Raw genomic sequence first — 24,204 nt, forward strand, 5'->3', positions numbered from 1 at the left:
GACCGGTCAGGGCAGCCGGCGGTCGGCGTCGAGCGCTTCCGACCGGGCGATCAGCTCGTGCATCGTGGTGTGCGACCGCACCTGGTACGACAGGTGCGCCACGGCCAGCACCACCGCCGATCCGACGCCCCACACGATCGAACCCGGGTCGTCGACGCCGAGCTGGTCGACCAGGATGGCGACACCGGCGCCGGCGACGATCGAGTTCACCACCGCGATCGCGGACGACATCGTGAACAGCAGCCGGTACCACGACGGGGCCCGGCCGATGTCGAGCAGCTCGTTCGCCGCGTGCCGGCCGCGGGGCATCGGGAAGTACGTGTCGGCCTCGGGCAGCAGCCGGCCGTAGTAGCGACGGATCCGTTGCATCGCGGCGAGCGCGGCGACGTCCTCGAGCGAGGTCTCGACGAGGCGTTCGTAGGTGAACGCGCCGAGCAGGACGATCACCGGGATGATCGCGCCGAGGAACCCGAGCGCGAAGGGCGTGTGCGCGAGGAACCCGAAGGCGACGAGCGAGCTCGAGAGCGTGGTGAGGTACAGCGAGGAGCGACTGCTCGACTCACTGACGGTGATGCTCCGCGCACTCTCGAGGACGAAGTGCTCGGTCATCAGGGCGTTGAAGAAGGCGGTCGGCCGGTCCAGGGAGGTGATCGACTCGGCGGCGGTCGGCAGTGTCGTGTCGGGTTCGTCGGGCATCACGGGACTCCTCGGTCAGTCGCTCGTCGCCAGGTGGCGGTGGACGAAGGTCACGGCCATGGCGCCCTCGCCGACCGCTGCGGCGACGCGCTTGACGGACCCGGCGCGGACGTCCCCGGCGGCGAAGGAGCCGGGCACGTTCGTCTCGAGCCAGAACGGACGCCGCTCGAGCGGCCACTGGTCGAGTGAGCCGTCGACGGCGTCGAGGTCCGGGCCGGTGACCAGGTACCCGAGGCGGTCGCGGACCATGGGCGTCTGTTCGGCCCAGCTCGTGTCCGGTCGTCCGCCGATGCAGATGAACAACCGCGTGGCCGGCAGCGACACCGTGGCACCGTCGCCGTCGGTCACCTCGATCGACTCGAGTCGGGTGTCCCCGTGCAGCGCCGAGACCTGGCAGCCCGTCCGGACCGTCACGTTCGGTGCGGCCGCGATCCTGGCGCTCAGGTACTCCGACATCGTGGCCGACAGTGACGCTCCCCGGACGAGCATCGTGACGTGCGCCGCGGAACGGGACAGGTTCATCGCCGCCTGGCCCGCCGAGTTCGCCCCGCCGACCACGAAGACCTGCTCGCCGGCGCAGCCGTCCGCTTCGCTCGTCCCGGCACCGTAGTAGACACCGCAGCCCAGCAGCTCCTGCTCGCGCTGCAGCCCGAGCCGACGCCACTCGACACCGGTCGCGCAGATGTTCGCGCGGGCGACGACGTGGCCGCCGTCGGCGAGGTCGGCGTGGATGCGGCCGTCGTGGAAGACCCCACGCACCCCCTCGCGCATCACCAGGAGTTCGGCGCCGAACCGGACCGCTTGTTCACGGGCACGCTCGGCGAGGTCCGCCCCGGCGATCCCCTCGGGGAACCCCAGGTAGTTCTCGATGAGGCTGCTCGACCCGGCCTGCCCGCCCACGGCGTCCCGCTCGAGCAGGACGACGTCGAGCCCTTCGGAGGCGGCGTACACGGCCGCTGACAGCCCGGCGGGACCGGCGCCGTAGATCGACAGGTCGTACTCCTGGCGGCGCGGTGCGTGGATCCACCCGAGCCGATCGGCGACCTCGCGCAGGGTGGGTGCGACCAGTTCCGTGCCGTCGGGGAACACCACGAGCGGGAGCCGCGACGGATCGACGCGGTCGGCGACCGCGACCTGGTCGTCGGGTACCGCCCCACCGACGTCGACCGGGAACCAGTCGAACTGCACCACGGAGCGCGACAGGAAGTCCCGCAGCGCGTAGGAGTCCGCGTCGAACGGCCGTCCGTACACGCGGACGCGACGGGACGGGACCACGGCGGCGTCGGTCTCCATGGTTCCTCCGGTCCGTGCGACGACGATCGGTGCGGAACTGCTGCCGCTCCCTCACGAGCACGCTACGGACTGACGGCGCGCTGCACGTGGTCCTGCGAGGGTCTCCTTCGGCACCGGAGGCGGCGTCGGGTCGCGCCGGGCGGGATCAGCTGCGCCCACGGCGGACGGGAGGCCCGTGGCGGCGTCACCACGGGCCTCCCGTCCGGTCTGTGGTCGCGGTCAGCCCACCCGCGCGACGCGCACGTCGACGCGGCTGAGCGCCAGGCCGTGTGCCGCGGCGGTCGCCAGGGCGACGTCGTGGACGGCGCGGGCGACCTCGGGGGCCGGGCGGAAGCCGTCGGTGCCGATGACGACGCGCAGGGCGTCGTCGTCGACGACGATCCGGAGCGGTCCGGTGCTCGTGGCGATGCTGCGGACCGCCTGCACGGCGCTCGCGACCGTCGGGCGGGAGCGGTACAGGTCGGTGACCCCGGGGACCTCGAGGACGGCGGCCTCGATCGCGGCGAGGGTCTCGTCGGTGGTGCTCATCGGGCCTCCTCCGGGTCGGTGCCGGGCTCGGGGTCCGGCAGCAGGTCGCGGACGACGACGTCGATCGCCTCGACGAGCAGGTCGGTCTGCTCGGCCAGGGCGCCGGCCACGGCGGTGCGGACCAGCTCGGCGGTCGCCGGGATCGACGGACCGGACGCGATCGCGATCTCGACGACGACCCGGATCGGGGACGCGAGTTCGGTGACGTCACCGTCGAGGTGGCAGCGGGCCACGAGGACACCGGGGACCTCGTCACCGGTGCGCCGGATCAGGGAACGGATGGCGCCCTCGGTCATCACCGGGCGCTCGGTCTCGGACAGGGGGCGGAGCGGGACGTCGCGACCGGAGCGGGACTCGATCGAGATGTTCGCCAGGACGCCGCTGATCCATGACTCGTCGGCCGGGGCCTCGTCGCGCGCGGCCGCCTCGAGCGAGCGGAGCGACGCGTGGCGGACGCGGATGATCGCGGCCAGGGCGTTCTGGCAGGCGGGCGAGTCGTCGATGCTCGGGTCCGCCGGCTGCATGCCGGCGTCGAGGTAGTCGGCGAGTTCGTCGATCGAGTGGCCGTCGAGGTCACCGGGTTCGAGGGCGTCGAGTGCTTCCGGGCTGTCGGGCAGGTCCGGCCGGATGCCGTCGTGGTCGGTCATCGCCATCCCTCCATGAGTCGGATCATGTTCTTCCTCGCTCGGGACAGCAGTCCCCGGACCGTCGAGGGTGGCAGGTCGAGTTCGGCGGCGATCTCGTCGTACCGGTACTCGAGCACCTCCTTCATGATCCAGCACCGTCGTTGGGCTTCGGGCAGTTCGGCCAGCGCACGTTCGACCGCGTCCTCGCGCGAGCGCGCCTCGGCGACCCGGTCGGGTGCGTCGTCGGCCGGCGCGGCGACCTCGAGCTCGGTGACGTCGTCGTGGACGCGCCGCGCGCGGATCCGGTCGAGGCACTTCCGGCTCAGGATGCGCATCAACCACGACTTCACGCGCGCGAGGTCATCGAGGGAGTCGAGGCGGTCCCACGCGGTGATGAAGGTCTCCTGCACGACGTCGTCGAGTTCGTCGGTGGAACCGAGGGTCCGACGGGCGTAGGCGCGGAGCAGCGGGGTGTGGCGACGGATCAGGACCTCGAAGGCCCGGACGTCGCCGTCGGACGACCGGCCGGCGAGGACCGCGTCGTCGAGCTCGGCGAGGGACTGGTGGTGCACGCGTTCCTTCTACTGGTGGTGGATGGTGAACGGCTGGGTGCGTCCGTCCACCGTCGTCGGACGGGTACTGGTGGGACGCATCCCGCACCGCGTTCGTCACACACCGAAGGGCGCACACCGGACGGTTCCGGTGTGCGCCCTTGACGTCGTGCGTGTCGGCTCGCCCTACTGCTGGTCGGCTCGTCCTACTGCTGGATGAAGGCGAGCAGGTCGGGGTTGATGACGTCCGCGTGGGTCGTCAGCATCCCGTGCGGGTAGCCCTCGTAGATCTTGAGCGTGGCGTTGCTGAGCAGCTCGGCCTGCTTGAGCGAGGCCGCCTTGTACGGCACGACCTGGTCGTCGTCGCCCTGCGTGACGAGGACCGGGACGGAGATCGCCTTGAGGTCCTCGGTCTGGTCCGTCTCCGAGAACGCCTTGATGCCCTCGTAGTGGGCCAGGGCGCTGCCCGTCATCCCCTGGCGCCACCAGTTCGCGACCACCGGGGCGGAGACCTCCACGCCGGGACGCTTGAACCCGTAGAACGGGCCCTCGGCGACGGCCTGGAAGAACTCGGCGCGGTTCGCGGCGAGTGCGCTCCGGAACCCGTCGAGCACCGAGATCGGCGTGCCCTCCGGGTTGGTGTCGCTCTGCAGCATGATCGGGGGCACCGACGAGACCAGGACGGCCTTGGCGACCCGGCCCTGGGGCTCGCCGTACTGCGCGACGTACCGTGCGACCTGGCCACCACCGGTGGAGTGCCCGATGTGGACCGCGTTCTGCAGGTCGAGGTGCTGCACGACCGCATCCGTGTCGCTCGCGTAGTGGTCCATGTCGTGACCGGTGCCGATCTGCGACGAACGCCCGTGCCCGCGGCGGTCGTGCGCGATCACCCGGTAGCCCTTGCCCAGGAAGAACAGCATCTGCGCGTCCCAGTCGTCCGACGACAGGGGCCATCCGTGGTGGAAGACGATCGGCTGCGCGTCGCGCGGCCCCCAGTCCTTGTAGAAGATCTCTGCACCATCGCTCGTGGTGACGAACGCCATCGTGAACCTCCGTGAGTTTCTGCTCCACATGTGACGCGGACTGGCCGCTGCCTCCCGTTCGGCGGGAGACCGAAGCCCCTTCACCGTAGGACCGGCGCTCCGGCCACCGCTTGGGTCATTCATCTCGATCCGGCCGGGCCGGGCACGGCTTGGTGCGGGGGCGTGTGTGCACCAGAGTTGATCCCATGTCGCTCGTCACCGCCGTCTGCCGCGTCGACCGCCTGCTTCCCGACTCCGGCATCATCGGCGTCACCGCCATCGACAAGCGTCCGGTCACCGGCAGCGTCCGGGTCCGGCCGCTCGGGCTGCGCGCCGACGTGCAGGCGAACCGCAAGTACCACGGCGGTGTGGACCAGGCCGTGTACGCCTACGCCGACGAGGACGCCGCGTACTTCGCCGACCTGCTCGAACGCGAGGTCCCGCCCGGTCTGTTCGGCGAGAACCTCCGCACCAGCGGCATCGACGTCACCGGGGCCGTGACCGGGGAACGCTGGCGGATCGGCGACACCCTCGTGCTCGAGGTGACGGTCCCCCGCACACCCTGCGGCACCTTCGCCCGGCGCATGGGGATCGACGGGTGGGTGAAGCGGTTCGCCGACGAGGGGCGGCCGGGGGCGTACTTCCGCGTGGTCAAGTCCGGTTCGGTCGCCGCGGGTGACCCCGTCGAGGTGACGTACCGGCCGGAACACGGGGTGACCATCGGCGAGATCTTCGGCGACCTGGCGCCCGATCGTGCGCGGGCCGTGCTCGAGTCGGGTGAACGGTTGGCGCCGAAGGTCGTCCACGACCTGTCGAAGGTCGCCGCGCGGCCCTGAGCCCGACGAGCCAGTCGAGCCCGCCGAGCCCGATCAGCTCGGCAGCACGCCGCGCGAGGGGTCGATCGGACGCTTCGCCACGGGCAGCCCGGCGACCACCAGGTCGTAGGCGTTCGCCACGAGGTCCTCGACCAGGGTCTCGTCGATGCCGTCGCCCGGCGTCAGCGTGATCCAGTGCCGCTTGTTCATGTGCCACCCGGGCGTGATCTCGTCGTGGTCGCGCACCAGCGCTGCCCCGTGCGGCGGCGCGCACTTGAGGTTCACGATCGGGGTCCCACGCACCTCGGTGATCATCACGAACATCTTGCCGACGACCTTGTAGACCACGGAGCCCTCGCCGAACGGCTGGGTCTCGACGGCCGCCGGCAGCCCCAACGCCGTGCGGCTCGCGATGTCGTGCAGCTGCTCGCCGTCCATGTGACCAGGATGCCGCAGGCCGCCGACAGCGCACCCCGTTCGGGGGCAGGTCGTGAGTCTGCATCACGTCGTAGGATCACCACGCCGCGCACCCGACGCGGCGGTCGCTCGCGCGATCACCACCAGTTCCAGGGGGAACCCGTGCGCATCATCCGTACCCTCGGCATCGCCGCCGCCACCGCCGTCCTCGCGACCACCGTCGTCGTCGGCGGGACCTCGACCGCGCAGGCCGCACCGAAGTCCTACGCCAACTGCACCGCGGTGCACAAGGTGTACTCCGGCGGCATCGCCAAGAAGTCCGTCACGAAGAACAAGGTCGTCTCCGGCGGCAAGACCACCTACCGTGCGCTCAAGGGCACGGTGAAGAAGGACGACGCCCTGTACAAGGCGAACACCAAGCTCGACCGCGACAAGGACGGCATCGCCTGCGAGAAGAGCTGACGCTCCCACTCGCTCGGTGACACCGGCACGACACCGGTGTTCGCGTCCTGAACACCCGCACACCGCGGTGCGATGCGCGAACACCGGTGTCTTGCGTGCCCGGCGCGGCGCGACGCGGCGCGACGCACTCAGAGCGTCGGGACGCCCTCGTGCCCGGACCGGGGACGCGGAGTCCCAGCGACGCCGGTGACGACCGATCCTGCGGGCACGTCCTTCGTGACCACCGTGTTGGCCCCGACGACGGAGTCCGGACCGATCGTGATCGCCCCGATCAAGGACGACCCGGCGCCGAGCACCACGCGGTCCCCCACCACCGGGTGCCGTCGGGCTCCCGGCCCGTGGTCCCCGCCGCGTCCGCCCAATGTCACGCCGTGGAACACGAGCACGTCGTCGCCGATGACCGCGGTCTCCCCGATCACGACACCCATGCCGTGGTCGATGAAGAACCGACGGCCGATGCGCGCGCCGGGGTGGATCTCGATGCCGGTGACCGACCGTGCGACCTGCCCGAGCAGGCGGGCCGCGAACCGGGACCCGGGCAGCCCCTGCGCGTTCCAGAGACGGTGGGTCACGCGGTACGTCCAGATGGCGTGCAACCCTGAGTAGACGATCGCGTTCTCCAGGTCGCCGCGGGCAGCGGGGTCACCGCGGCGTGCTGCGGACAGGTCCTCCCGGATGGTCCGCAGCACGCCTCGTCGAAGAGGACGACTCACGCAGTGAGCCCCTCGAAGAGCACCGTCGACAGGTAGCGCTCTCCGGTGTCGCACACGATGGCGACGATCCGCTTGCCGGCGTTCTCGGGGCGTGCGGCGATCTCGAGGGCCGCGTGGATGATCGCGCCGGACGAGATGCCCGACAGGATGCCCTCCTGCGTCGCCAGGGCACGGGCGACCCGGAGCGCGTCGTCGAGCTCGACGTCGAACACCTCGTCGATGACGCTCTGGTCGAGGACCTCGGGCACGAAGTTCGCGCCGATGCCCTGGATCTTGTGCGGACCGGCCTTGCCCTCGGTGAGCAGGGGCGAGTCCTTCGGCTCGACGGCGACGATCTGCACGCCGGGCACGCGCTCCTTGAGCACCTGCCCGACACCGGTGATCGTGCCGCCGGTGCCGACACCCGCGACGAACACGTCGACGTGCTCCTCGGTGTCGCGGAGGATCTCCTCCGCCGTGGTCTTCCGGTGGATCTCGGCGTTCGCAGCCGTCTCGAACTGGTGGGCGAGGATGGCGCCGGGGGTCTCCGCGACGATCGACTCGGCCTTGGCGACCGCGCCCTTCATGCCCTCGGGCCCGGGGGTCAGGACGATCTCGGCACCGTACGCACGGATGACCGCACGGCGCTCGACGCTCATCGTCTCGGGCATCGTGATGACGACCCGGTACCCGCGAGCGGCACCGACCAGCGCGAGGGCGATGCCGGTGTTGCCGGACGAGCCCTCGACGATGGTGCCACCGGGCTGCAGCGCGCCGGAGGCCTCGGCCGCGTCGATGATCGCGACGCCCAGACGGTCCTTGACGCTGGCGCCCGGGTTGTAGAACTCGAGCTTCGCGAGCACCTCGGCCCCGCCTGCCTTCGGCAGCCGGTTCAGCTTGACGAGGGGGGTGTTGCCGAACGCCTGGGAGATGTTCTCGTAGATGGTGCCGCTCATCCGGTCCGTCCTTCGCAGCTCAGGTCGCGCATCGCTCTTCCTGGAGGCGCGGTGTGCGCCCGATCCTAGCGACCGGACCCCAGGCGGTCCTGTCCGTGACGGCGCGTGCGCGCCCGGCAATTGGTCCACACGCTGTGGACCAATTGCCGCTTCCTCGGGCCATGCCTCCGCGAACCCACCGCGAAAGCGACAGATGCCCGCGGAAGGTTTGCGGACACCTGTCGCCTTCGCGGGAGTGAGCACGACCAGCGCCGAAGAGAGTCGCTTTCGCGGCTCGCCCCACCGCGTCAGCGCACGAACGCCGTCCGGGCGAACCGCTCGTCGGTCGCCTCCAGCACCCGCAGCACGTTGCCGCCGGCCAGCGCACGAAGGTCCGACTCGCCCCAACCGCGTCGGACGAGCTCCGCCGCGAGCACCGGGTACCGCGACACGTCCCGCAGGTCCGGCGGCAGCACCGGGGTGCCGTCGTAGTCGCCGCCGAGGCCCAGGTGCGCCACACCGGCGACGTCGCGGGCGTGCTCGACGTGGTCGGCGACTTCCGACACCGAGACCAGGGGTGGCTCGCCGGACATGCCCGACTCCTCCCAGTCCGCCCATGCTCGCGACACGAACTTCGGCACGAACGTGATCATCACGACGCCGCCGTTGTCGGCCAGGCGTGCGAGCACGTCGTCGGGCACGTTCCGCGGGTGGTCGTCGATCGCGACGGTCGACGAGTGGCTGAACACGACGGGTCGGGTCGCCACGTCGAGGGTGTCCCGCATGGTGGCCGGTGCGGTGTGGGACAGGTCGACGAGCATGCCGATCCGCTCCATCTCGGCGACGACCTGCCGCCCGCGGTCGGTCAGGCCGCCGTGCGCCCGCTCCCCGGTCGCGGAGTCGGCCCAGGGGGTGTCGTCGTTGTGGGTGAGCGTCATGTAGCGGACGCCGAGCCGCGCGAGGGTCCGGAGAACCGCGAGGTCGTCACCGATCGAGTGCCCGCCCTCGGCGCCCAACAGCGACGCGATCCGGCCGGAGTCGACGGCGGCACGGACCTCGGCGGCGGTGCGGGCGAGCGCGAGGTCGTCGGGGTAGCGCTCGATGATCCGGTGTGCGAGGTCGACCTGCTGCAGCGTCGTCGTCACGGGGTCCGGGTCCTCCGCGGGCACGAACACCGACCAGAACTGCCCGACGACGCCGCCGGCACGGAGCTTCGGGATGTCGGTGTGCAGCGAGTCGGTCTCGGTGTCGATGCCCTCGACGCCGGAGTCGTGGCTGTCACGGCGCTCCCAGGGCAGGTCGTTGTGGCCGTCGATGACCGGGAACGGGAGCGCGTCGAACGTCATCCCCCGACGCTACCGCCCGCGCCGTCGTGGCTAGGCTCGAACCGTGCAGCCCGTCACCCTCCGCACCGAGCGACTGGTGCTCTCGGCCCCCGAGCTCGGCGACGCCGACGACGTGGTGGCCTACGCCAACGACCCCGACGTCATCGCTTCCACCCCGGTGCCGGTGCCGTACGGGCACGCCGAGGCACGGTACTGGATCACGGACGTCGTCGCGGCCGGCTGGGCGGCGGACAGCCGGTACGAGTTCGGTATCCGGCGCGCGGACGACCTCCGGCTGCTCGGCACGGTCGGGCTGTTCGCCTTCGCCGACGGGGCCGCCGAGATCGGCTACGCCATGCACCCGGACGGTCGCGGCTCCGGCATCATGACCGAGGCCGCCGAGCGCGTGCTGCAGTGGGCCTTCGCCGGTCCGCCCGAGGGACTCGGTCTCGTCCGGGTGCAGTGGCGCGCGATCGCCACGAACACCGCGTCGGCCGCGGTCGCACAGCGGCTCGGGCTTCGGCTCGAAGGACGTACGCGGTCGAGCGTGCTGCACCGCGGCCGCCGGCACGACCAGTTGCTCGCCGCCGCATTGCACGACGACGACAGGTCCACCCCGACGGTCTGGCCGACGTCGTGACCGTCTCGTTCCGGGTCGTGACGGAGCTGCCAGTTCCGCCGGAGCGCGCCTTCGCGCTGTCGCTCGACATCGGCGCGCACGAGCGATCGATGGCCGGGACCGACGAACGCGCCGTCGCCGGCACGACGACCGGCACGATCGGCCTGGGCGAGACCGTCACCTGGCGTGCGCGGCACTTCGGGATCGTCTGGCGGATGACGAGCAGGATCACCGACCTGGAGGCGCCCCACCGGTTCGTCGACGAACAGGTGCGTGGGCCGTTCGCCCGGTTCCACCACGAGCACCGCTTCGAGCCGACGGCCGGCGGCACGCGCATGGTCGACACCATCACGTTCCGCGCGCCGCTCGGTCCGCTGGGCCGCCTGGCCGAGGTGCTCGCGCTGGCCCGGTACATGCCGCGGCTCATCGCCGACCGCAACGCCTCCCTCGCCGCCGAACTGCGTGCCGAGCTGCGCGCCGGGTCCGACGGCGATCAGGGCGCGGCGAGCTCCCCCAACGCGTCGTAGGCGGTGGCGACGGCGTCGACCCGCACCCGGCCACCGGGACCCGAGGCGTCGTAGACGTCGTTCGTGATCGCGGCGACGACGGCGAACAACGCGGCCATCGAGTCGAACGCCGACGGTGAGTCGACCGGGCAGAGGATCGCGGTGGCGGCGGGGGCGGCGATGACCGCGGCCGTCGGGTCGCCGAGGACGATGACGTCCGCCCCGGAGTCGACGCAGTGCCGGACGATCCGTTCGACCCCGGCGGTGTGCCGACGCACGGTCACCAGGACGACGAGGTCGTGCCGGTCGAGATCGGCGACCTCTTCGCCGAGCCGCTGCCCGGGCGACGGACCGACCCGGACGTCGGACCGCACCTGCGCCAGCTGGGACCGCAGTTGCAGCGCGATCGGGTAGGCACCGCGCTCACCGAGGACGAGCACGCGGCGGGCCCGGACGATACGACGGGCCAGCCGCGGGCGGTCCGCTCGGCCGAGGGATGCGAAGGCCGCGTCGAGGTTGCGCGCCTCGACCGCGCGCTGGTCGACGTGGGCGGCGTCCTCGGCGACCCACGGCAGGCCCGAGCCCCGTGCGGACATCAGGTTCTGCCGGACCTCGGCGGCGTCCTGGAACCCCAGCGACCGCACGAGTCGCGAGACCGTGGCCTTCGAGGTGCCCGACTCGGCCGCGAGTTCGGCGGAGGTGCCGACGAGCAGGAGTTCCGGGTCGTGGCGGACCATGGCGGCGACCCGTCGTTCGGCGGGCGAGAGCTGTTCCCACACGGAGTCGATCCGGGCGCGGACGTCGGGGCCGGCGGTGCTCATGCGCGGGCCACCCGGTCGACGGCGACGGCCAGGGCGTCGAGGCCGAGGGCGATGTCCGGCGTCGACACGAACTCGTCCGGGTGGTGACTGATGCCGTCGGGGTTGCGGAGGAACAGCATCGCGACGTCGGTCACGAGCCCGAGCGACATCGCGTCGTGGCCGGCTCGCGAGAACAGCTCCATCGGCGCGGTCTCGCCCGTCGACGCGATTCCGGCGCGGACGGCGTCCATCAGCCGGGGCGAGCAGAACACCGCGGGCGCACGGTGCACCTCGGTCGGGGTGACGCTCACCCCGCGCCGTTCGCCGATGAGTGTGAAGGCCTTGGTGAGTTCGTCCCAGACCTCGTCGCGCTCGTCGTCGAACTCGCCGCGCAGGTCGACGGAGAACCGCGCGAGCCCGGGGACGACGTTGACGGCTCCGGGTTCGACGGTCATCGTGCCGACGGTGCCGACCTGGTGCGAGGCCCGGCAGATGCGTTCCACCGCGAGCGCGGCCTCGGCGGCGGCGAGCAGGGCGTCGTGCCGGCGCTCGTAGGGGGTGCCGCCGGCGTGCCGGGCCTCTCCCACGGCTTCGACCGAGAACCGGCGGGCGCTCGCGATGCTCGTGACGACCCCGAGGGCCTGCCCGGCCTGCTCGAGGTGCGGCCCCTGCTCGATGTGCGCCTCGAGGTAGCCGACCACCGACGCCGGGTCGACCGCGGCGTCGCCGACGCGCTCCGGGTCGAGGTCGAAGTCGGTGAAGGCCTGGCGGAGCGTGACGCCGTCACCGTCGGTCAGGTCCCACCAGGCGTCGTCCCAGACCCCGGCCACCGCGGACGACCCGAGCAGGGCCTTGCCGAAGCGCGTGCCCTCTTCGTCGGAGAACGCGATGACCTCGAGCGCGACGGGCAGCGGACCGTCGGCGGTGAGCCGGGCGGCCGTGCGGATCGCCATGAGCACCCCGACGACGCCGTCGTACCGTCCGGCGTCCACCACGGTGTCCAGGTGCGAGCCGAGCAGCAGCACGGGGGCGTCGGGCGTCGCACCCGCGGCCCGGCCGTGCAGGTTGCCGGCGGCGTCCTGCCAGGTGGACAGTCCGGCGTCCTGCATCCAGCCCGCGACGACGGCGTTCGCCCGGGCGTGCTCGGGCGACAGGTAGACGCGGGTGATCCGGCCCGGTTCGGCGCTGAGGGCGGCGAGCTCGTCGCACCAGCGGGCGACGAGTTCGGCGTCGGCGGTGCCCACGGCGGTGGCGTTGAGGACGGGCACGGCGCTCACGCGAGCACCTCCGCCCCGGCGGGAGCGACCGCTGCGGTGTCGTCGCGGAAGACGTCGAGGGCGGCATCGACACCGCCGCCGTGCGGGACCGCGTGCCCGGCCCGACGCAGGGTGTGCTCGAGCGCGGCCAGGGTCGTGACGACGGTGTCCTTCCGGGCGTTGTAGCCCATGGTGCCGATGCGCCAGACCCGTCCGTGCAGCGGCCCGAACGAGGTGCCGATCTCGATCCCGTGGTCGTCGAGCATCGCGCCGCGGACCTGGTCGCCGACGACGTCGGACGGGATCTCGACGGCGACGACGTTGTGCATCTTGTGGGCGACGTCACCGAAGACCGGGAGTCCGAGGCCCTGCACCCCGGCGAGCATCGCCCGCCCGGCGGTCTCGTGGCGGGCGACGACGGCGTCGCGGCCTTCCTCGAGCAGGATGCGGGCGCACTCGTGGGCGGCGTAGAGCATCGAAGCGGCCTCGGTGTGGTGGTTCAGGCGGCGGGGGCCCCAGTAGTCGAGGATCATCGCGAGGTCGAGGTAGTTCGAGCGGATCGGTTCGTCGGCGACGTCGTCACCGGGTTCGCGGATGCCGGCCTCGACGCTCCGCCGCTCGTCGAGCACGGCCACGGCCTTGGGCGACAGCGTGACGGGCGCGCTGCCGGACGGGCCGCCGAGGCACTTCTGCAGCCCGGCGCTCACGGCGTCGATCCCCCAGGCGTCGACCTCGATCGGGTTGCCGCCGACCGTCGCCGTGGCGTCGGTGTAGAGCAGGACGCCGTACCGCTCGCAGATCGCACCGAGCTCGTCGAGCGGCTGGTTCATCGTGGTCGAGGTGTCGCCCTGCACGACCGCCAGCACCTTCGGACGGACACGGGCGATGGCCGACTCGATGGCGGACGGCGTGAAGACCTGGCCCCAGTCGGTCTCGATGGTGTGGACCTCGGCACCCGCACGGCCGGCGATCTCGGCGAGCAGGTGCCCGAACCGACCGAACACCGGCACGAGCACGCGGTCGCCCGGGGCGAGCAGTGACACCAGCACCGCTTCGATCCCCGCACGCGAGGTGCCGTCCACGAGCAGCGTCGCATCGTTGCGGGTGCCGAACACGCGGCGGTAGAGCGCCTGCGTCTCGTTCATCGTCGAGGTCATCCACGGGTCGTACTGGCCGACGAGCGGCGTCGACAGAGCACGGAGCACGCGCGGGTCGGCGTCGATCGGACCGGGTCCCATGAGGAGACGGGCGGGTGGGTTCACAGGGAGCATGGTGGTTCCTTCCGTTCCTGATCCGACGATACCGGAACGATCGTTACAGGGGCGTTTCCGCCGCGAGCACGGGTCGTCCGGCCAGCTGCCCCTCGACGCCGACCACGCCGCCACCGGCCGTGGCGATGCGACGACCGCGGAGCCAGGTCTCGGTGACGCTGCCGCGCACGCGGAGCCCGTCGAACGCGGACACCGGGTTGCGGTGCTCGAGCCCGGCGACGTCGATGACGGACTCGGCGGACGGGTCGAACACGGCGAAGTGCGCCAGGGCACCGGGAGCGATCACCCCGCGGTCGCGCAGCCCGACCAGGGCGGCCGGACCGGTCGTGAACAGCGGCAGCAGCGCCTCGAGCGGGATCCCTCGGCGCTCGGCCTCGGTCCACACCGCCCGGAATCCGACCTGCAGGCCGGCGACCCCGCCCCAGGCCAGGCCCCAGTCGTCGGTCTTCAGGTCGGCGGTGGAGGGCGAGTGGTCCGACACGACGAGGTCGATCGTGCCGTCGAGCACGCCGGCCCAGAGCGCGTCGCGGTTGGCGTCGTCACGGATCGGTGGGCAGCACTTGTAGGCGGTCGCGCCGTCCGGGATCGTACCCGCCTCGAACGACAGGTAGTGCGGGCAGGTCTCGACCGTGATCCGGACGCCGTCGTCCTTCGCCGCACGGAGCATCGGCAGCGCGCCCGCGTCGGACAGGTGCAGCACGTGCACCCGCGCACCGGTCGCCCGCGCGCCGTCGATGACCTGCGCGATCGCGGACCGTTCGGCGGCGACGGGCCGGGTAACCAGGAAGTCGGCGTACCGACCGCCGAGCGCCCGGTGCGGCACGAGGTGCTCCGGGTCTTCGGCGTGCACGATCAGCAGGGCGTCGATCCGGGCGACCTCGGCGATCGCGGCGCGGAGCTGCTCGTGGTCGAGGTGCGGGAACTCGTCGACACCGCTCGGCGCCGTGAAGCACTTGAAGCCGAAGACGCCGGCGTCGTGCAGGGCGTCGAGCGACCCGAGACTCGCGGGGACCGCGCCGCCCCAGAACCCGACGTCGACCGCCACCCGGCCCTCGGCACTCGCACGCTTGAGGGTGAGCGCCTCGACCGTGGTGGTCGCGGGGATCGAGTTGAGCGGCATGTCCACGATCGTCGTGACCCCGCCCATCGCTGCGGCACGGGTCGCGGACGCGAAGCCCTCCCACTCGGTGCGGCCGGGTTCGTTGACGTGCACGTGGGTGTCGACGAGTCCGGGGAGCAGCACCTGCCCGGCCGGCACGGTGTGGTCCTGCACGGCGTCGACGACCGCGTCGACGGGCAGGACGCCGGTGACCCGGCCGTCGTGGACGACGACCGCGGCCGGGCGGAACGTGCCGTCGACCCAGGCTCGCTGCGCGCGGACGACCAGGTCTGCCGTGTCGCCCGCCGGGAGGCCCGTCACGCGCCCGCCCCGGCCGTCGCGACCGCCGCCGGGTGGCGTTCGAAGCCCGCCAGCAGCCCCGACATCGCCTTCACCGGCGGCAGGGCGTACTCGCCGCGCTTGCCCGTGGACAGGCCGAGCCGGACGAGCGACTCGGCCAGGACCGTGGCCGCCGCGACGCCGTCGACGACCGGCGCTCCGATCGCCAGCGAGACCTCGGCGCAGAAGTCGGCCATGCCCGCGCACCCGAGCACGACGGCGTCGGCTCCCCCGTCGATGACCGCTCGGCACTCCTCGATCACGAGCGCCCGCGCTCCGGACGCGGGGTCGTCGAGCTCGAGCACCGGGACCTCGCACGCCCGGACCTCGGTGACGAGCGGCGCGAAGCCGTAGCGGTGGGCGAGCTCGTGGGCGCGGCCGGTCGTCCGCGCCAGGGTGGTGACGACGCCGAACCGGCGGCCGAGCATCGCGGCGGCATGGAACCCGGCCTCGGCGATCCCGATCACCGGCACCGTCGCGAGCTCCCGTGCGGCGTCGAGCCCCGGGTCCCCGAAGCAGGCGACGACGAACGCGTCCACCCCGTCCTGCTCGCCGCGGGCGATCTGCTCGAGCAGCCCGGGCACGGCCAGGGCCTCTTCGTAGTGGCTCTCGATCGAGGCCGGCCCCATCGAGGGTTCGACCGCCTCGACCAGCGTGCCGGGAGCGGCGACGGCCTGGGCCGCGACGCCGATCGCCCGCGTCATCGACGCGGTGGTGTTGGGGTTGACGACGCGGATGCGCATCGGGGTCCTTCCGGTGGAGCGAGTGGAGCGAGTGGAACCGGTGGTGCTGGGTGGTGACCATCGTGGCGGGGGCGGGGCGGGCCTCCCGGCCGTGGTGTGGATCTGTGGACGACCGAGCGCCGCGACCCGCCCTGTGGAGGACGGGCCGCGACGCCGGTGGTCAGGCGCGACCGACGGCCGCGCCGTCGTCCACCGACGGGTCGTCCGCGTCGAGCACGGGCATGCTCGGTCGGAGACGCTCGAGCGCCCAGAAGACGACGAGGCCCAGGCCGCACCCGATGAACCAGCTGTAGCTCGCCAGCCACGGCAGCACGCCGAGTGCCGGGGGCAGGACCGCGCTCGCCACCGAGATCGCGCCGGTGACCACGAGGGTCCAGATGGCGTTCGGGTTGAACCCGCCGCGGTACCAGTACCGCGCGGTGCGGCTCGTGGAGTACATGTCGTCGATCGCGATGCGCTGCTTGCCGACGATGTAGTAGCCCGCGATGAGGATGCCGAACAGCGGGCCGATCAGCGCACCGAGGACCCCGAGCGTGTACAGGATCGCCTGGTCGTTGCCGTACCAGTTCCACGGCGTGAGGAGCACCGAGCCGACCGCGGCGATCATGCCACCGGCCCGCCACGAGATCTTCCGGGGTGCCACGTTCGAGAAGTCGAACGCGGGGCTGATGAAGTTCGCCACGATGTTGATGCCGACGGTCGCGGTGACGAACGTCAGGCCGCCGAGCAGGATCGCGAACGGGGCACCGATGGCCTGCACGGTCTCGATCGGGTCGGTGATGAGCTTGCCGAACACCGGCACCGTCGCACTGGCGCAGAGCACCGTCAGGACCGAGAAGAACAGGAAGTTGATCGGCAGCCCCCAGAAGTTGCCGCGCTTGACCGCGCGGAACGACCGGCCGTAGCGCGAGAAGTCACCGAAGTTCAGCATCGGGCCGGAGAAGTAGCTGACCACCAGGGCGACCGCGGACAGCATCACCGGGATCGACGCCCCGAACGACAGGGGCTCGCCGGCCGACAGGGTGAACGAGATGTTGCCGATGCCCGCCTGGCTGACCAGGTAGACCGCGAGCACGATCATCACCACGTAGACCGCCGGTCCGGCCCAGTCGATGAACCGCTTGATCGCCTCCATGCCCATCCAGAACAGCGCGCCCTGCGCCACCCAGAGGATCGCGTACGAGATCCAGCCCAGGGCCGACAGCCCGAGGAACGAGTGGTCGAGCAGCCCCGCCGACGCGGGGATGAACTTGAGGAAGATGATGTTCAGCGACTGGGCGGCGAGGAAGGTCTGCACGCCGTACCAGGCCATCGCGATGAGGCCGCGGATGATGGCGGGGACGTTCGCGCCGAGCACCCCGAACACCGCGCGGTTGATCACCGGGTACGGCACACCGGTGCGCTGCGACGGCTTCGCGACCAGGTTGGCGAAGACCTGCACGATGAGGATGCCGACCACCAGGGCGATGAGCACCTGCCAGCTCGCGATGCCGAGGGCGAAGAGCGACCCGGCGGTGACGTAGCCGCCGACGGAGTGCACGTCGGACATCCAGAAGGCGAAGAAGTTGTAGCTCGTCCAGCGCTGCTCGCGCAGTGGGGCGAGGTCCTCGTTCGTGAGCGCCGGGTCGTACCCGGGCTTGACGACACCGGCACCCGCTGGGGCGGGAGCGGCGGTCGTGGTGGGGGCGTGGGGCGCGGCGACTGGTGTCGCGATGTCGGTAGCCATGGCGTCCTCCGAGGGAGTGGGAAGCGGGGCGGTGCGTGCTTGAGCACGAAGCTACGGAGCGACTTCGCCCCCGCCGTTTCCCTCGTGTAACGGTCGTGTGTCCCGCACCCCGTCCTGGAACGACCGTTCCGGAACGGCGATCGAGACCGGCGCCGACCGCGCCCGGAGCCGCGCTGCGGCTTGCCGCATCGATGGGCACCGACCCCGCACGGACCCCGCCCCGACCCGAGCGGCGGTGACCGCCGGTGGTACGAATCGACCATGAGCAGGGGAATCAGGATCGACCACGTGGGCGTAACGGTGCCGGACATCGACGCAGTCACGCAGTTCTTCGAGGCGGCGTTCGACGCCGTCGTGCTGTACGACATGCGGCGTCGTGACGAGACGCCGAACAGCAGTTCCGAGGCGCACGGCTACCTCGGCATCCCGAGCACCATGGCGCAGGGGGCCATGCGGATGCTCGCGCTGCCGGAGGGGCCGGGGCTCGAGCTGTTCGAGTACCTGGGGCCCGAGCAGCGGAACGCCGCACACCCGTCCGACCTGGGGTGGCAGCACCTGGCGATGTACGCCGACGACCTGGACGAGACGCTCGCCCGGGTCGAGTCAGCCGGCGGGACCCGGAACTCCGACCCGCGCGACCTGCGTGGTGACGAGGCGGGGGCCGGCAACCGGTTCGTGTACACCCGCACGCCGTGGGGGTCGACGCTCGAGCTCGTCAGCTACCCGACGCCGCAGCCGTACCTGGTGTACGCGCCGCGGCCGAAGTGGGCGCCGTGGCCGATGCCGGACGACGTCTACCCGGTGCCGGCACCCGCCGTGCACTGACGACCGACCGCCGCACCGACCGACCGACCGACCGACCAGATAACCAACACACCGACCGACAGACGACCCCTCAGTGTCGGGGCACCTGCCCCGTCCGCCGCACGGCCCGTTCGAGCAGTTCGACGTCGATCCCGACGTGCTGCCGGGCGATCACGCCCGCCTCGGGTGCCCGCCCCGAACACACCGCGTCCACCAACAGTTCGTGCTCGCGGAGCGCGCGGGTCTCCATCTCCGCCATGCCCTCGGCCGTGCCCCACAGGTGCGCCGGAGCGGCGATGGAGATCTGCGCCTCCAACCCGGCGAGCGCCGTCCGCAGGGCGTCGTTCCGCGCGGCGTCGATGATCGTCCGGTGCAGCACGGCGTCGGCCTGCTGCTTCTCGAGGCCCGAGGCGGCGCCGCGGAACACCTCGAGCCGTGCACGGATCAGAGCGGTGTCCTCCGGGGTGACCCGTTCCGCGGCGGCCGTCGCGAGCGCCCCGTGCAGCAGCGCGATGGCGTCGGCGGTGTCCTGGATCGCCTCCCACCGGGCGAGCAGCACCCGCCCGACGGCGTCCGATGAGCTGTCCGGCCACTCGGTGCGGACGAACGTGCCGCCGCCCCGGCCTCGACGGGTCTCGAGCAGCCCCCGTTCGACGAGCCGGGCGATCGCGCCCCGGACGGTGACCCGGGCGACGCCGAGCAGGCCGGCCAGTTCGCGTTCCGGCGGCAGGTTCGCGCCGGGCAGGTACTCCCCCACGGCGACGGCGGTCACGAGGCGGTCCTCGATCTCGTCGACGCGCGTCTCGGTCGCACGATCGGACACACGGACCCCCTTCGCGGTGTTACGACCACGTTAAGGCAGCAGAAAAGGTATTGCGTGGGACCTTTTTCCGCTCCATGCTGACCCCCATGTCCAGCATCACCGAATCCACGATGCCGTTCCGCGACGGCGAGACCTGGTACCGGGTCACCACGCCCGACACCCCGGTCGCGGGCGCGCTGCCCCTCGTCGTCCTGCACGGCGGGCCCGGCATGGCCCACGACTACCTCCGGAACCTCGCGGCCCTGGCCGACGAGACCGGCCGGACCGTCGTCCACCACGACCAGTTCGGCTGCGGCCGGAGCAGCCACCGCCCGGACGCGCCGGTCGACACCTGGCAGCCGCAGCTGTTCGTCGACGAGTACGCCGCCCTGGTCGAGCACCTCGGGCTCGGCGACCACCACGTGCTCGGGCAGTCGTGGGGCGGCATGCTCGGCGCCGAGATCGCGGTGCAGCAGCCCGCGGGCCTCCGCTCGCTGGCGATCTGCAACTCCCCCGCGTCGATGCAGCTCTGGGTCGACGGCGCCGCCGAGCTCCGCGCGCAGCTGCCCGCCGACGTGCAGGACGCCCTGACCCGGCACGAGACGGCCGGCACCGTCGACGACCCCGAGTACCTTGCGGCGACGCAGGTCTTCTACGAGCGGCACGTCTGCCGCGTGGTCCCGATGCCGCAGGACTTCGTCGACTCCGAGGAGCAGATGGAGCGCGAGCCGACGGTCTACCACACGATGAACGGCCCGAACGAGTTCCACGTCATCGGCACGATGCGTGACTGGACCATCGTCGACCGGCTCGACCGCGTCGCCGTGCCGACGCTCGTCGTCGCCGGCGAGCACGACGAGGCCACGCCCGCCACGTGGGCGCCGTTCGTCGAGCGGATCGCCGACGTCCGGCAGCACGTCTTCCCCGGCGCGAGCCACTGCTCGCACCTGGAGCAGCCGGCGGAGTTCCGCCGGGTCGTCGCGGCCTTCCTGGCCGCGCACGACGACGCCTGACCCGGCCACCACCTTCCCTGGAGGCGCGGGACGGGCCCGCCCCGCGCCTCCAGGCAAACAGTCCCCACCCCCACCGCCGCACCCGTCCCTCCACCCGAAACGGAACCCGACATGTCGCAGCAGCACAGTGAGCTCTCCGCACAGCAGCAGCTCGAGGCCTACGGCTACAAGCAGGAGCTCAAGCGCTCCGTCAGCACCACCGACCTGCTCATCTACGGCCTGGTCTTCATGGTCCCGATCGCCCCCTGGGCGATCTTCGGGACCGTCTACAACGCCTCCAGCGGCATGGTGCCGCTGGTGTACCTGGTCGGCCTCGTCGCGATGATCTTCACCGCGCTGGCCTACGCGCAGATGGCGAAGTCGATCCCCCTCGCCGGCAGCGTGTTCTCGTACGTCGGCCGCGGCATCCACCCCACCGCCGGGTTCTTCGCCGGCTGGGCGATCCTGCTCGACTACCTGCTCGTCCCGACGCTGCTCTACGTGTTCGCCGCGGAGAGCATGGTCGGCATCTTCCCGGGCACGCCCCGCTGGCTGTGGGCACTCGTGTTCGTCGCGATCAACACCGTCATCAACCTGGCCGGGGTGTCCTCGCTCAAGCTCGCGAACCGCATCTTCCTGCTCATCGAGCTCGTCTTCGTCGCGATCTTCGTCGTCATCGCGATCGTCGCGCTGACCGGTGGCACGATCCCCGACGCGTCCTTCAGCACCGAGCAGATCTGGGACCCTGCCAAGGTGTCGGCGCCGCTCATCGCCTCGGCCCTGTCGATCGCGGTGCTGAGCTTCCTGGGCTTCGACGGCATCTCGACGCTGTCCGAGGAGTCCACCGGCCGTCGTGGCGGAGCCGGCACGGCGATGATCCTGGCGCTCGTCATCGTGGCGTTCCTGTTCATCCTGCAGACCTGGCTCGCATCCGCCCTGGCCGCGGGGCGGGACTCGTTCTCGGACAGCGAGGCCGGCAACGCCTTCTTCACCATCGTCGAGCAGGCTTCGTCGAGCGGGTGGGCGACCGCGTTCTTCGCCGTCAACGTGCTCGCCGTCGGCATCGCGAACGACATGGCCGCACAGGCCGCGACGAGCCGCCTGCTCTTCTCGATGAGCCGCGACCGTCAGCTGCCCGCGTTCCTGCACAAGCTCAACGGGCGCCAGGTGCCGCAGAACGCGATCATCGTCGTCTCGGTGCTCTCCGCGATCCTGGTGCTGTTCTTCGTCGGGCAGATCGACACGATCTCGTCGCTCGTGAACTTCGGCGCGCTGTTCGGCTTCATGCTCCTGCACGTGTCCGTCTTCGTGCACCACGTCGTCAAGGGGAAGTCGCGCAACTGGCTGCTGCACCTGGTCGTGCCGCTGGTCGGGTTCCTGATCATCGGGTACGTCCTGCTCAACGCCGCGGTCGAGGCGAAGGTCGGCGGGATCATCTGGCTGATCGTCGGCGCGGCCGTGTTCCTGTACTACCGACGCACCGGCCGTTCCACCGAGGTCGGCTCGGAAGCAGAACCGACGACGGAGGACGCACGATGACCCCGGACCACTTCCTGCCGAACACCCTCGGCCGCCCCGGGTTCTCGGCCGACCGGGAGCCCGTGCTGCGGGTCCGCCCCGGCACCGGCGAGACCATCGGCTTCGAGACCACCGACGCCGTCTACGCCGAACTCGACCAGCACCACGACATGGCGCAGCTGCAGGCACCGATCAACCCGGTGACCGGCCCGGTGTTCGTCGAGGGGGCGGAACCCGGCGACACCCTCGTGGTGACCATCCACGCCATCGAGCTGACCACGCACGGGTGGTCGGTGTCCCTGCCCGGCTCCGGAGCCCTGCAGCACGTGATGGGCGACCGGGTCTTCGCCCGCCGCTGCCCGATCTCGGACGGCACGGTGCAGGTGTCCGACCGGCACCGGTTCCCCGTCCGGCCGATGATCGGGTGCATCGGGACGGCCCCGGCCGAGGGTGAGAACTCGACGATCATGCCGGCCTACCCGGAGGGCGGCAACATGGACGTCACCGAGGCCCGCCCCGGCTCGACGGTGTCCCTGCCCGTCCGGGTCCCCGGTGCGCTGCTGTCGATCGGCGACATCCACGCGCTCATGGCCGAGGGCGAGTCGTCGTTCGTCGCCATCGAGGCCCAGGGCACCGCGATCGTCTCCGTCGACCTGGTCAAGGGCGGCCCGGTGCTCCGCGCACCCCGCATCGAGACCGCCGACGACTGGCTGTTCGTCGGCCTCGGCGACCCCGTGCAGGGGAGCGTCCGGCGCGGGTACGAGGACGCCTTCGCGTTCCTCGTCGACGAGCACGGCTGGACCGCCGAGGACGCCTACGCGGTGCTCAGTGCGGTCGGTGACTCGAAGCTCGGCGGGCCGACCGGCTCGACCGACCCGGACCCGTTGCACCCCTTCGCCGCCGTCGGTGCGGTCACCCTGCACCGGGTGCCGAAGGCGGTGCTGTGAGGGTTCATTGAGGATGACGAGCCCTTCGTGAGCAGAAATGGTCGGGTGCCGAACGGTGACCCGACCATTTCTGCTCACGAAGCGCACGAAACGCACGAAGCTCGCGGCAGCCGTGCCGGGAACCTGCACAGGCGTGTGCACGATGATGGGCGCATGCACGACACCATCCGCTACGTCGCGATCGGCGACAGCTTCTCGGAGGGCATCGGCGACGCCGGACCCGCTCCGTTCCCCGGCTGGACCGGACGACTCGCGAGCGCGATGGCGGGAGCCTCGGACGCCCACGTCTCGTACGCGAACCTCGCGGTGCGCGGCCGACTGCTCGCCGGGGTCCTCGACGGCCAGCTCGAGGCCGCGCTCGCGCTCGACCCGGCGCCGACCCTGATCACCTTCTGCGCCGGCGGCAACGACCTGCTGCGCCCGCGCTTCGAGGTGGACGCGCTGATCGGGCAGGTCGAGGCCGCCGCCGACCGCGTCGAGGCCACCGGCGCACGCCTGGCACTCCTCAGCCCGGCCGACCCGAGCGCCCGCCTGCCCCTCGGTTCCCTGATCAACCGCCGCGGTGACGCCTGGGCCGAAGCGCTCGGCACGCTCGCCCGACGCCGTGGCCTGCCGTTCGTCGACGTCTCGCGCGACCCGCACCTGCGCCGTGCGGAGTTCTGGTCGGACGACCGGTTGCACATGAACGCCACCGGGCACCAGCGCGTCGCGGACCTGGCGCTGCACGCGGTCCTGGACGGCCCCGCGCCGGTCGAGCCCGCGGACCCCGGTGCCGCCCGGACCCGTCTGGGCGAGGAACTCCGCTACTACCGCGAGTACGTCCTGCCGTGGGTCCAGCGCCGGATCACCCGCACGTCGTCCGGCGACGGGCGCTCGGCGACCTACCCGACGTGGACGCCGGTGCGCGGTCAGGACGCGTAGCCAGCGTCAGCCCGCGACGTACACGCGGGTGGTGACCCCGCTCAGCGCGTGCGCGAACTCGTCGCCCGTCGCCACGAAGCCGCCCGCCTCGTACAGCCGCACCGCCCGGTCGTTGTCGCCGAGCACGTGCAGCACCACGCGGGGGTGTCCGGCAGCCCGGGCGTCGTGCACCGCCTCGGACAGCAGCGACCGTCCGACCCCGCGGGCCTGCACCCCGGGGCGCACCGCGAGCAACGACAGGTAGGCGGCGTCCGCCGGGTCCGTCGACCGACCGGTGCCCGGTGCCGTCACGAGCACGAAGCCGTCGACCGCACCGTCGGGGCCGGGGGCCACCAACCAGGCGACGTGCTCCGCCGCGAACTTCTGCCGCGCGCGCTCCCGCACCGCCGGGTCCTCGGCGGCACCGTCACGGGCAGCCACGGCCGCGGCCCACAGGTCGATGCAGGTGTCGGTCTCGTCCGGGGTCGCAGGACGCACGACCACGGACGACTCGATCACC

General features: G+C 71.9%; 27 protein-coding genes. 9 read left to right on the plus strand and 18 right to left on the minus strand.

The genetic code is table 11. The features are described from left to right. Window positions 1-6: 6 nt before the first annotated feature. The 6 genes from DEJ20_RS13495 to DEJ20_RS13520 form a co-directional block, all read right to left on the minus strand. A complete protein-coding gene (locus tag DEJ20_RS13495) occupies window positions 7-696 on the minus strand; it encodes a hypothetical protein (RefSeq protein WP_111236357.1) in 690 nt (229 codons plus the stop codon). A gap of 15 nt (window positions 697-711) precedes the next feature. Beyond that, on the minus strand, window positions 712-1,989 hold the full coding sequence (locus DEJ20_RS13500; protein ID WP_111236358.1) for an NAD(P)/FAD-dependent oxidoreductase: 1,278 nt from the start codon (window positions 1,987-1,989) through the stop codon (window positions 712-714). A gap of 219 nt (window positions 1,990-2,208) precedes the next feature. Beyond that, entirely contained in the window at window positions 2,209-2,517 is a 309-nt protein-coding gene (locus DEJ20_RS13505; RefSeq protein WP_110863466.1) for a hypothetical protein, read from the minus strand. Beyond that, a complete protein-coding gene (locus DEJ20_RS13510) occupies window positions 2,514-3,164 on the minus strand; it encodes an Asp23/Gls24 family envelope stress response protein (RefSeq protein WP_146245483.1) in 651 nt (216 codons plus the stop codon). Before DEJ20_RS13510 ends, DEJ20_RS13505 begins: the two co-directional genes overlap by 4 nt. Then, window positions 3,161-3,715, minus strand: a complete 555-nt coding sequence (locus DEJ20_RS13515; protein WP_111236360.1) for an RNA polymerase sigma factor — start codon at window positions 3,713-3,715, stop codon at window positions 3,161-3,163. The genes DEJ20_RS13510 and DEJ20_RS13515 overlap by 4 nt, the downstream gene beginning before the upstream one ends. A gap of 185 nt (window positions 3,716-3,900) precedes the next feature. Beyond that, entirely contained in the window at window positions 3,901-4,737 is an 837-nt protein-coding gene (locus DEJ20_RS13520; protein ID WP_111236361.1) for an alpha/beta fold hydrolase, read from the minus strand. A gap of 185 nt (window positions 4,738-4,922) precedes the next feature. On the opposite strand from DEJ20_RS13520, the gene DEJ20_RS13525 reads away from it, so the two are divergent. Continuing rightward, window positions 4,923-5,552 carry an MOSC domain-containing protein gene (locus tag DEJ20_RS13525; RefSeq protein ID WP_111236362.1) on the plus strand — a complete coding sequence of 210 codons (630 nt, stop codon included), beginning with the start codon at window positions 4,923-4,925 and terminating at the stop codon, window positions 5,550-5,552. Between the two features lie 33 nt (window positions 5,553-5,585). On the opposite strand, the gene DEJ20_RS13530 is transcribed toward DEJ20_RS13525, so the two are convergent. Further along, on the minus strand, window positions 5,586-5,969 hold the full coding sequence (locus tag DEJ20_RS13530; RefSeq protein WP_111236363.1) for an MmcQ/YjbR family DNA-binding protein: 384 nt from the start codon (window positions 5,967-5,969) through the stop codon (window positions 5,586-5,588). A gap of 141 nt (window positions 5,970-6,110) precedes the next feature. Here DEJ20_RS13530 and DEJ20_RS13535 point away from each other — a divergent pair, with 141 nt between their 5' ends. Beyond that, window positions 6,111-6,410, plus strand: a complete 300-nt coding sequence (locus tag DEJ20_RS13535; RefSeq protein WP_209049853.1) for an excalibur calcium-binding domain-containing protein — start codon at window positions 6,111-6,113, stop codon at window positions 6,408-6,410. Between the two features lie 128 nt (window positions 6,411-6,538). Here the strand turns inward: DEJ20_RS13535 and epsC are convergent, their stop codons facing one another. From epsC to DEJ20_RS13550, 3 genes are all read right to left on the minus strand, one after another. Next, window positions 6,539-7,099: a serine O-acetyltransferase EpsC gene (gene epsC / locus DEJ20_RS13540; protein WP_027466263.1), complete on the minus strand. Its 561-nt coding sequence runs from the start codon at window positions 7,097-7,099 to the stop codon at window positions 6,539-6,541. A gap of 20 nt (window positions 7,100-7,119) precedes the next feature. Next, on the minus strand, window positions 7,120-8,058 hold the full coding sequence (cysK, locus tag DEJ20_RS13545) for a cysteine synthase A (RefSeq protein ID WP_111022171.1): 939 nt from the start codon (window positions 8,056-8,058) through the stop codon (window positions 7,120-7,122). A 287-nt stretch (window positions 8,059-8,345) separates the two neighbouring features. Continuing rightward, entirely contained in the window at window positions 8,346-9,383 is a 1,038-nt protein-coding gene (locus tag DEJ20_RS13550) for a dipeptidase (RefSeq protein WP_111236365.1), read from the minus strand. 43 nt (window positions 9,384-9,426) lie between these two features. Between DEJ20_RS13550 and DEJ20_RS13555 the strand changes: the two genes are divergently transcribed. After that, window positions 9,427-10,002, plus strand: coding sequence for a GNAT family N-acetyltransferase (locus DEJ20_RS13555; protein WP_111236366.1), 576 nt, complete (start codon window positions 9,427-9,429; stop codon window positions 10,000-10,002). After that, window positions 9,999-10,508: an SRPBCC family protein gene (locus DEJ20_RS13560; protein WP_111236367.1), complete on the plus strand. Its 510-nt coding sequence runs from the start codon at window positions 9,999-10,001 to the stop codon at window positions 10,506-10,508. Before DEJ20_RS13555 ends, DEJ20_RS13560 begins: the two co-directional genes overlap by 4 nt. Here DEJ20_RS13560 and DEJ20_RS13565 read toward each other — a convergent pair. The 6 genes from DEJ20_RS13565 to DEJ20_RS13590 form a co-directional block, all read right to left on the minus strand. Beyond that, on the minus strand, window positions 10,475-11,308 hold the full coding sequence (locus DEJ20_RS13565; RefSeq protein WP_111029315.1) for a MurR/RpiR family transcriptional regulator: 834 nt from the start codon (window positions 11,306-11,308) through the stop codon (window positions 10,475-10,477). The two genes, DEJ20_RS13560 and DEJ20_RS13565, sit on opposite strands and share 34 nt — an antisense overlap. Further along, window positions 11,305-12,564, minus strand: coding sequence for an allantoate amidohydrolase (locus tag DEJ20_RS13570; RefSeq protein ID WP_111236368.1), 1,260 nt, complete (start codon window positions 12,562-12,564; stop codon window positions 11,305-11,307). The genes DEJ20_RS13565 and DEJ20_RS13570 overlap by 4 nt, the downstream gene beginning before the upstream one ends. Next, window positions 12,561-13,781: a pyridoxal-phosphate-dependent aminotransferase family protein gene (locus DEJ20_RS13575; RefSeq protein WP_284183336.1), complete on the minus strand. Its 1,221-nt coding sequence runs from the start codon at window positions 13,779-13,781 to the stop codon at window positions 12,561-12,563. Before DEJ20_RS13575 ends, DEJ20_RS13570 begins: the two co-directional genes overlap by 4 nt. 76 nt (window positions 13,782-13,857) lie before the next feature. Then, complete coding sequence (gene allB, locus DEJ20_RS13580; protein WP_111236370.1) at window positions 13,858-15,234, minus strand: allantoinase AllB; 1,377 nt, start codon at window positions 15,232-15,234, stop codon at window positions 13,858-13,860. After that, window positions 15,231-15,995 carry an aspartate/glutamate racemase family protein gene (locus DEJ20_RS13585; protein ID WP_111236371.1) on the minus strand — a complete coding sequence of 255 codons (765 nt, stop codon included), beginning with the start codon at window positions 15,993-15,995 and terminating at the stop codon, window positions 15,231-15,233. Before DEJ20_RS13585 ends, allB begins: the two co-directional genes overlap by 4 nt. Window positions 15,996-16,155: 160 nt before the next feature. Further along, window positions 16,156-17,721: an NCS1 family nucleobase:cation symporter-1 gene (locus tag DEJ20_RS13590; protein WP_111236372.1), complete on the minus strand. Its 1,566-nt coding sequence runs from the start codon at window positions 17,719-17,721 to the stop codon at window positions 16,156-16,158. Between the two features lie 261 nt (window positions 17,722-17,982). On the opposite strand from DEJ20_RS13590, the gene DEJ20_RS13595 reads away from it, so the two are divergent. Further along, window positions 17,983-18,546 (plus strand): VOC family protein, encoded by a 564-nt coding sequence (locus tag DEJ20_RS13595; protein WP_111236373.1) that lies wholly within the window; start codon window positions 17,983-17,985, stop codon window positions 18,544-18,546. Window positions 18,547-18,616: 70 nt separating this feature from the next. On the opposite strand, the gene DEJ20_RS13600 is transcribed toward DEJ20_RS13595, so the two are convergent. After that, window positions 18,617-19,348, minus strand: coding sequence for a FadR/GntR family transcriptional regulator (locus DEJ20_RS13600; protein ID WP_111236374.1), 732 nt, complete (start codon window positions 19,346-19,348; stop codon window positions 18,617-18,619). Window positions 19,349-19,434: 86 nt separating this feature from the next. Between DEJ20_RS13600 and DEJ20_RS13605 the strand changes: the two genes are divergently transcribed. From DEJ20_RS13605 to DEJ20_RS13620, 4 genes are all read left to right on the plus strand, one after another. Then, the gene (locus DEJ20_RS13605) at window positions 19,435-20,340 is read left to right on the plus strand and encodes a proline iminopeptidase-family hydrolase (protein ID WP_228513218.1); all 906 of its coding nucleotides are present in this window, start codon (window positions 19,435-19,437) and stop codon (window positions 20,338-20,340) included. 111 nt (window positions 20,341-20,451) lie between these two features. Continuing rightward, complete coding sequence (locus DEJ20_RS13610; RefSeq protein ID WP_111236646.1) at window positions 20,452-21,858, plus strand: APC family permease; 1,407 nt, start codon at window positions 20,452-20,454, stop codon at window positions 21,856-21,858. After that, the gene (locus DEJ20_RS13615) at window positions 21,855-22,784 is read left to right on the plus strand and encodes an acetamidase/formamidase family protein (protein WP_111236647.1); all 930 of its coding nucleotides are present in this window, start codon (window positions 21,855-21,857) and stop codon (window positions 22,782-22,784) included. The genes DEJ20_RS13610 and DEJ20_RS13615 overlap by 4 nt, the downstream gene beginning before the upstream one ends. A 153-nt stretch (window positions 22,785-22,937) precedes the next feature. Next, window positions 22,938-23,705: an SGNH/GDSL hydrolase family protein gene (locus DEJ20_RS13620; protein WP_084740901.1), complete on the plus strand. Its 768-nt coding sequence runs from the start codon at window positions 22,938-22,940 to the stop codon at window positions 23,703-23,705. Between the two features lie 6 nt (window positions 23,706-23,711). Here DEJ20_RS13620 and DEJ20_RS13625 read toward each other — a convergent pair whose 3' ends face one another. Then, a complete protein-coding gene (locus DEJ20_RS13625; protein ID WP_110862263.1) occupies window positions 23,712-24,203 on the minus strand; it encodes a GNAT family N-acetyltransferase in 492 nt (163 codons plus the stop codon). Window position 24,204: the final 1 nt, after the last annotated feature.

The organism is Curtobacterium sp. MCSS17_005 (assembly GCF_003234225.2).
In the GTDB taxonomy this organism is placed as follows: domain Bacteria; phylum Actinomycetota; class Actinomycetes; order Actinomycetales; family Microbacteriaceae; genus Curtobacterium; species Curtobacterium flaccumfaciens.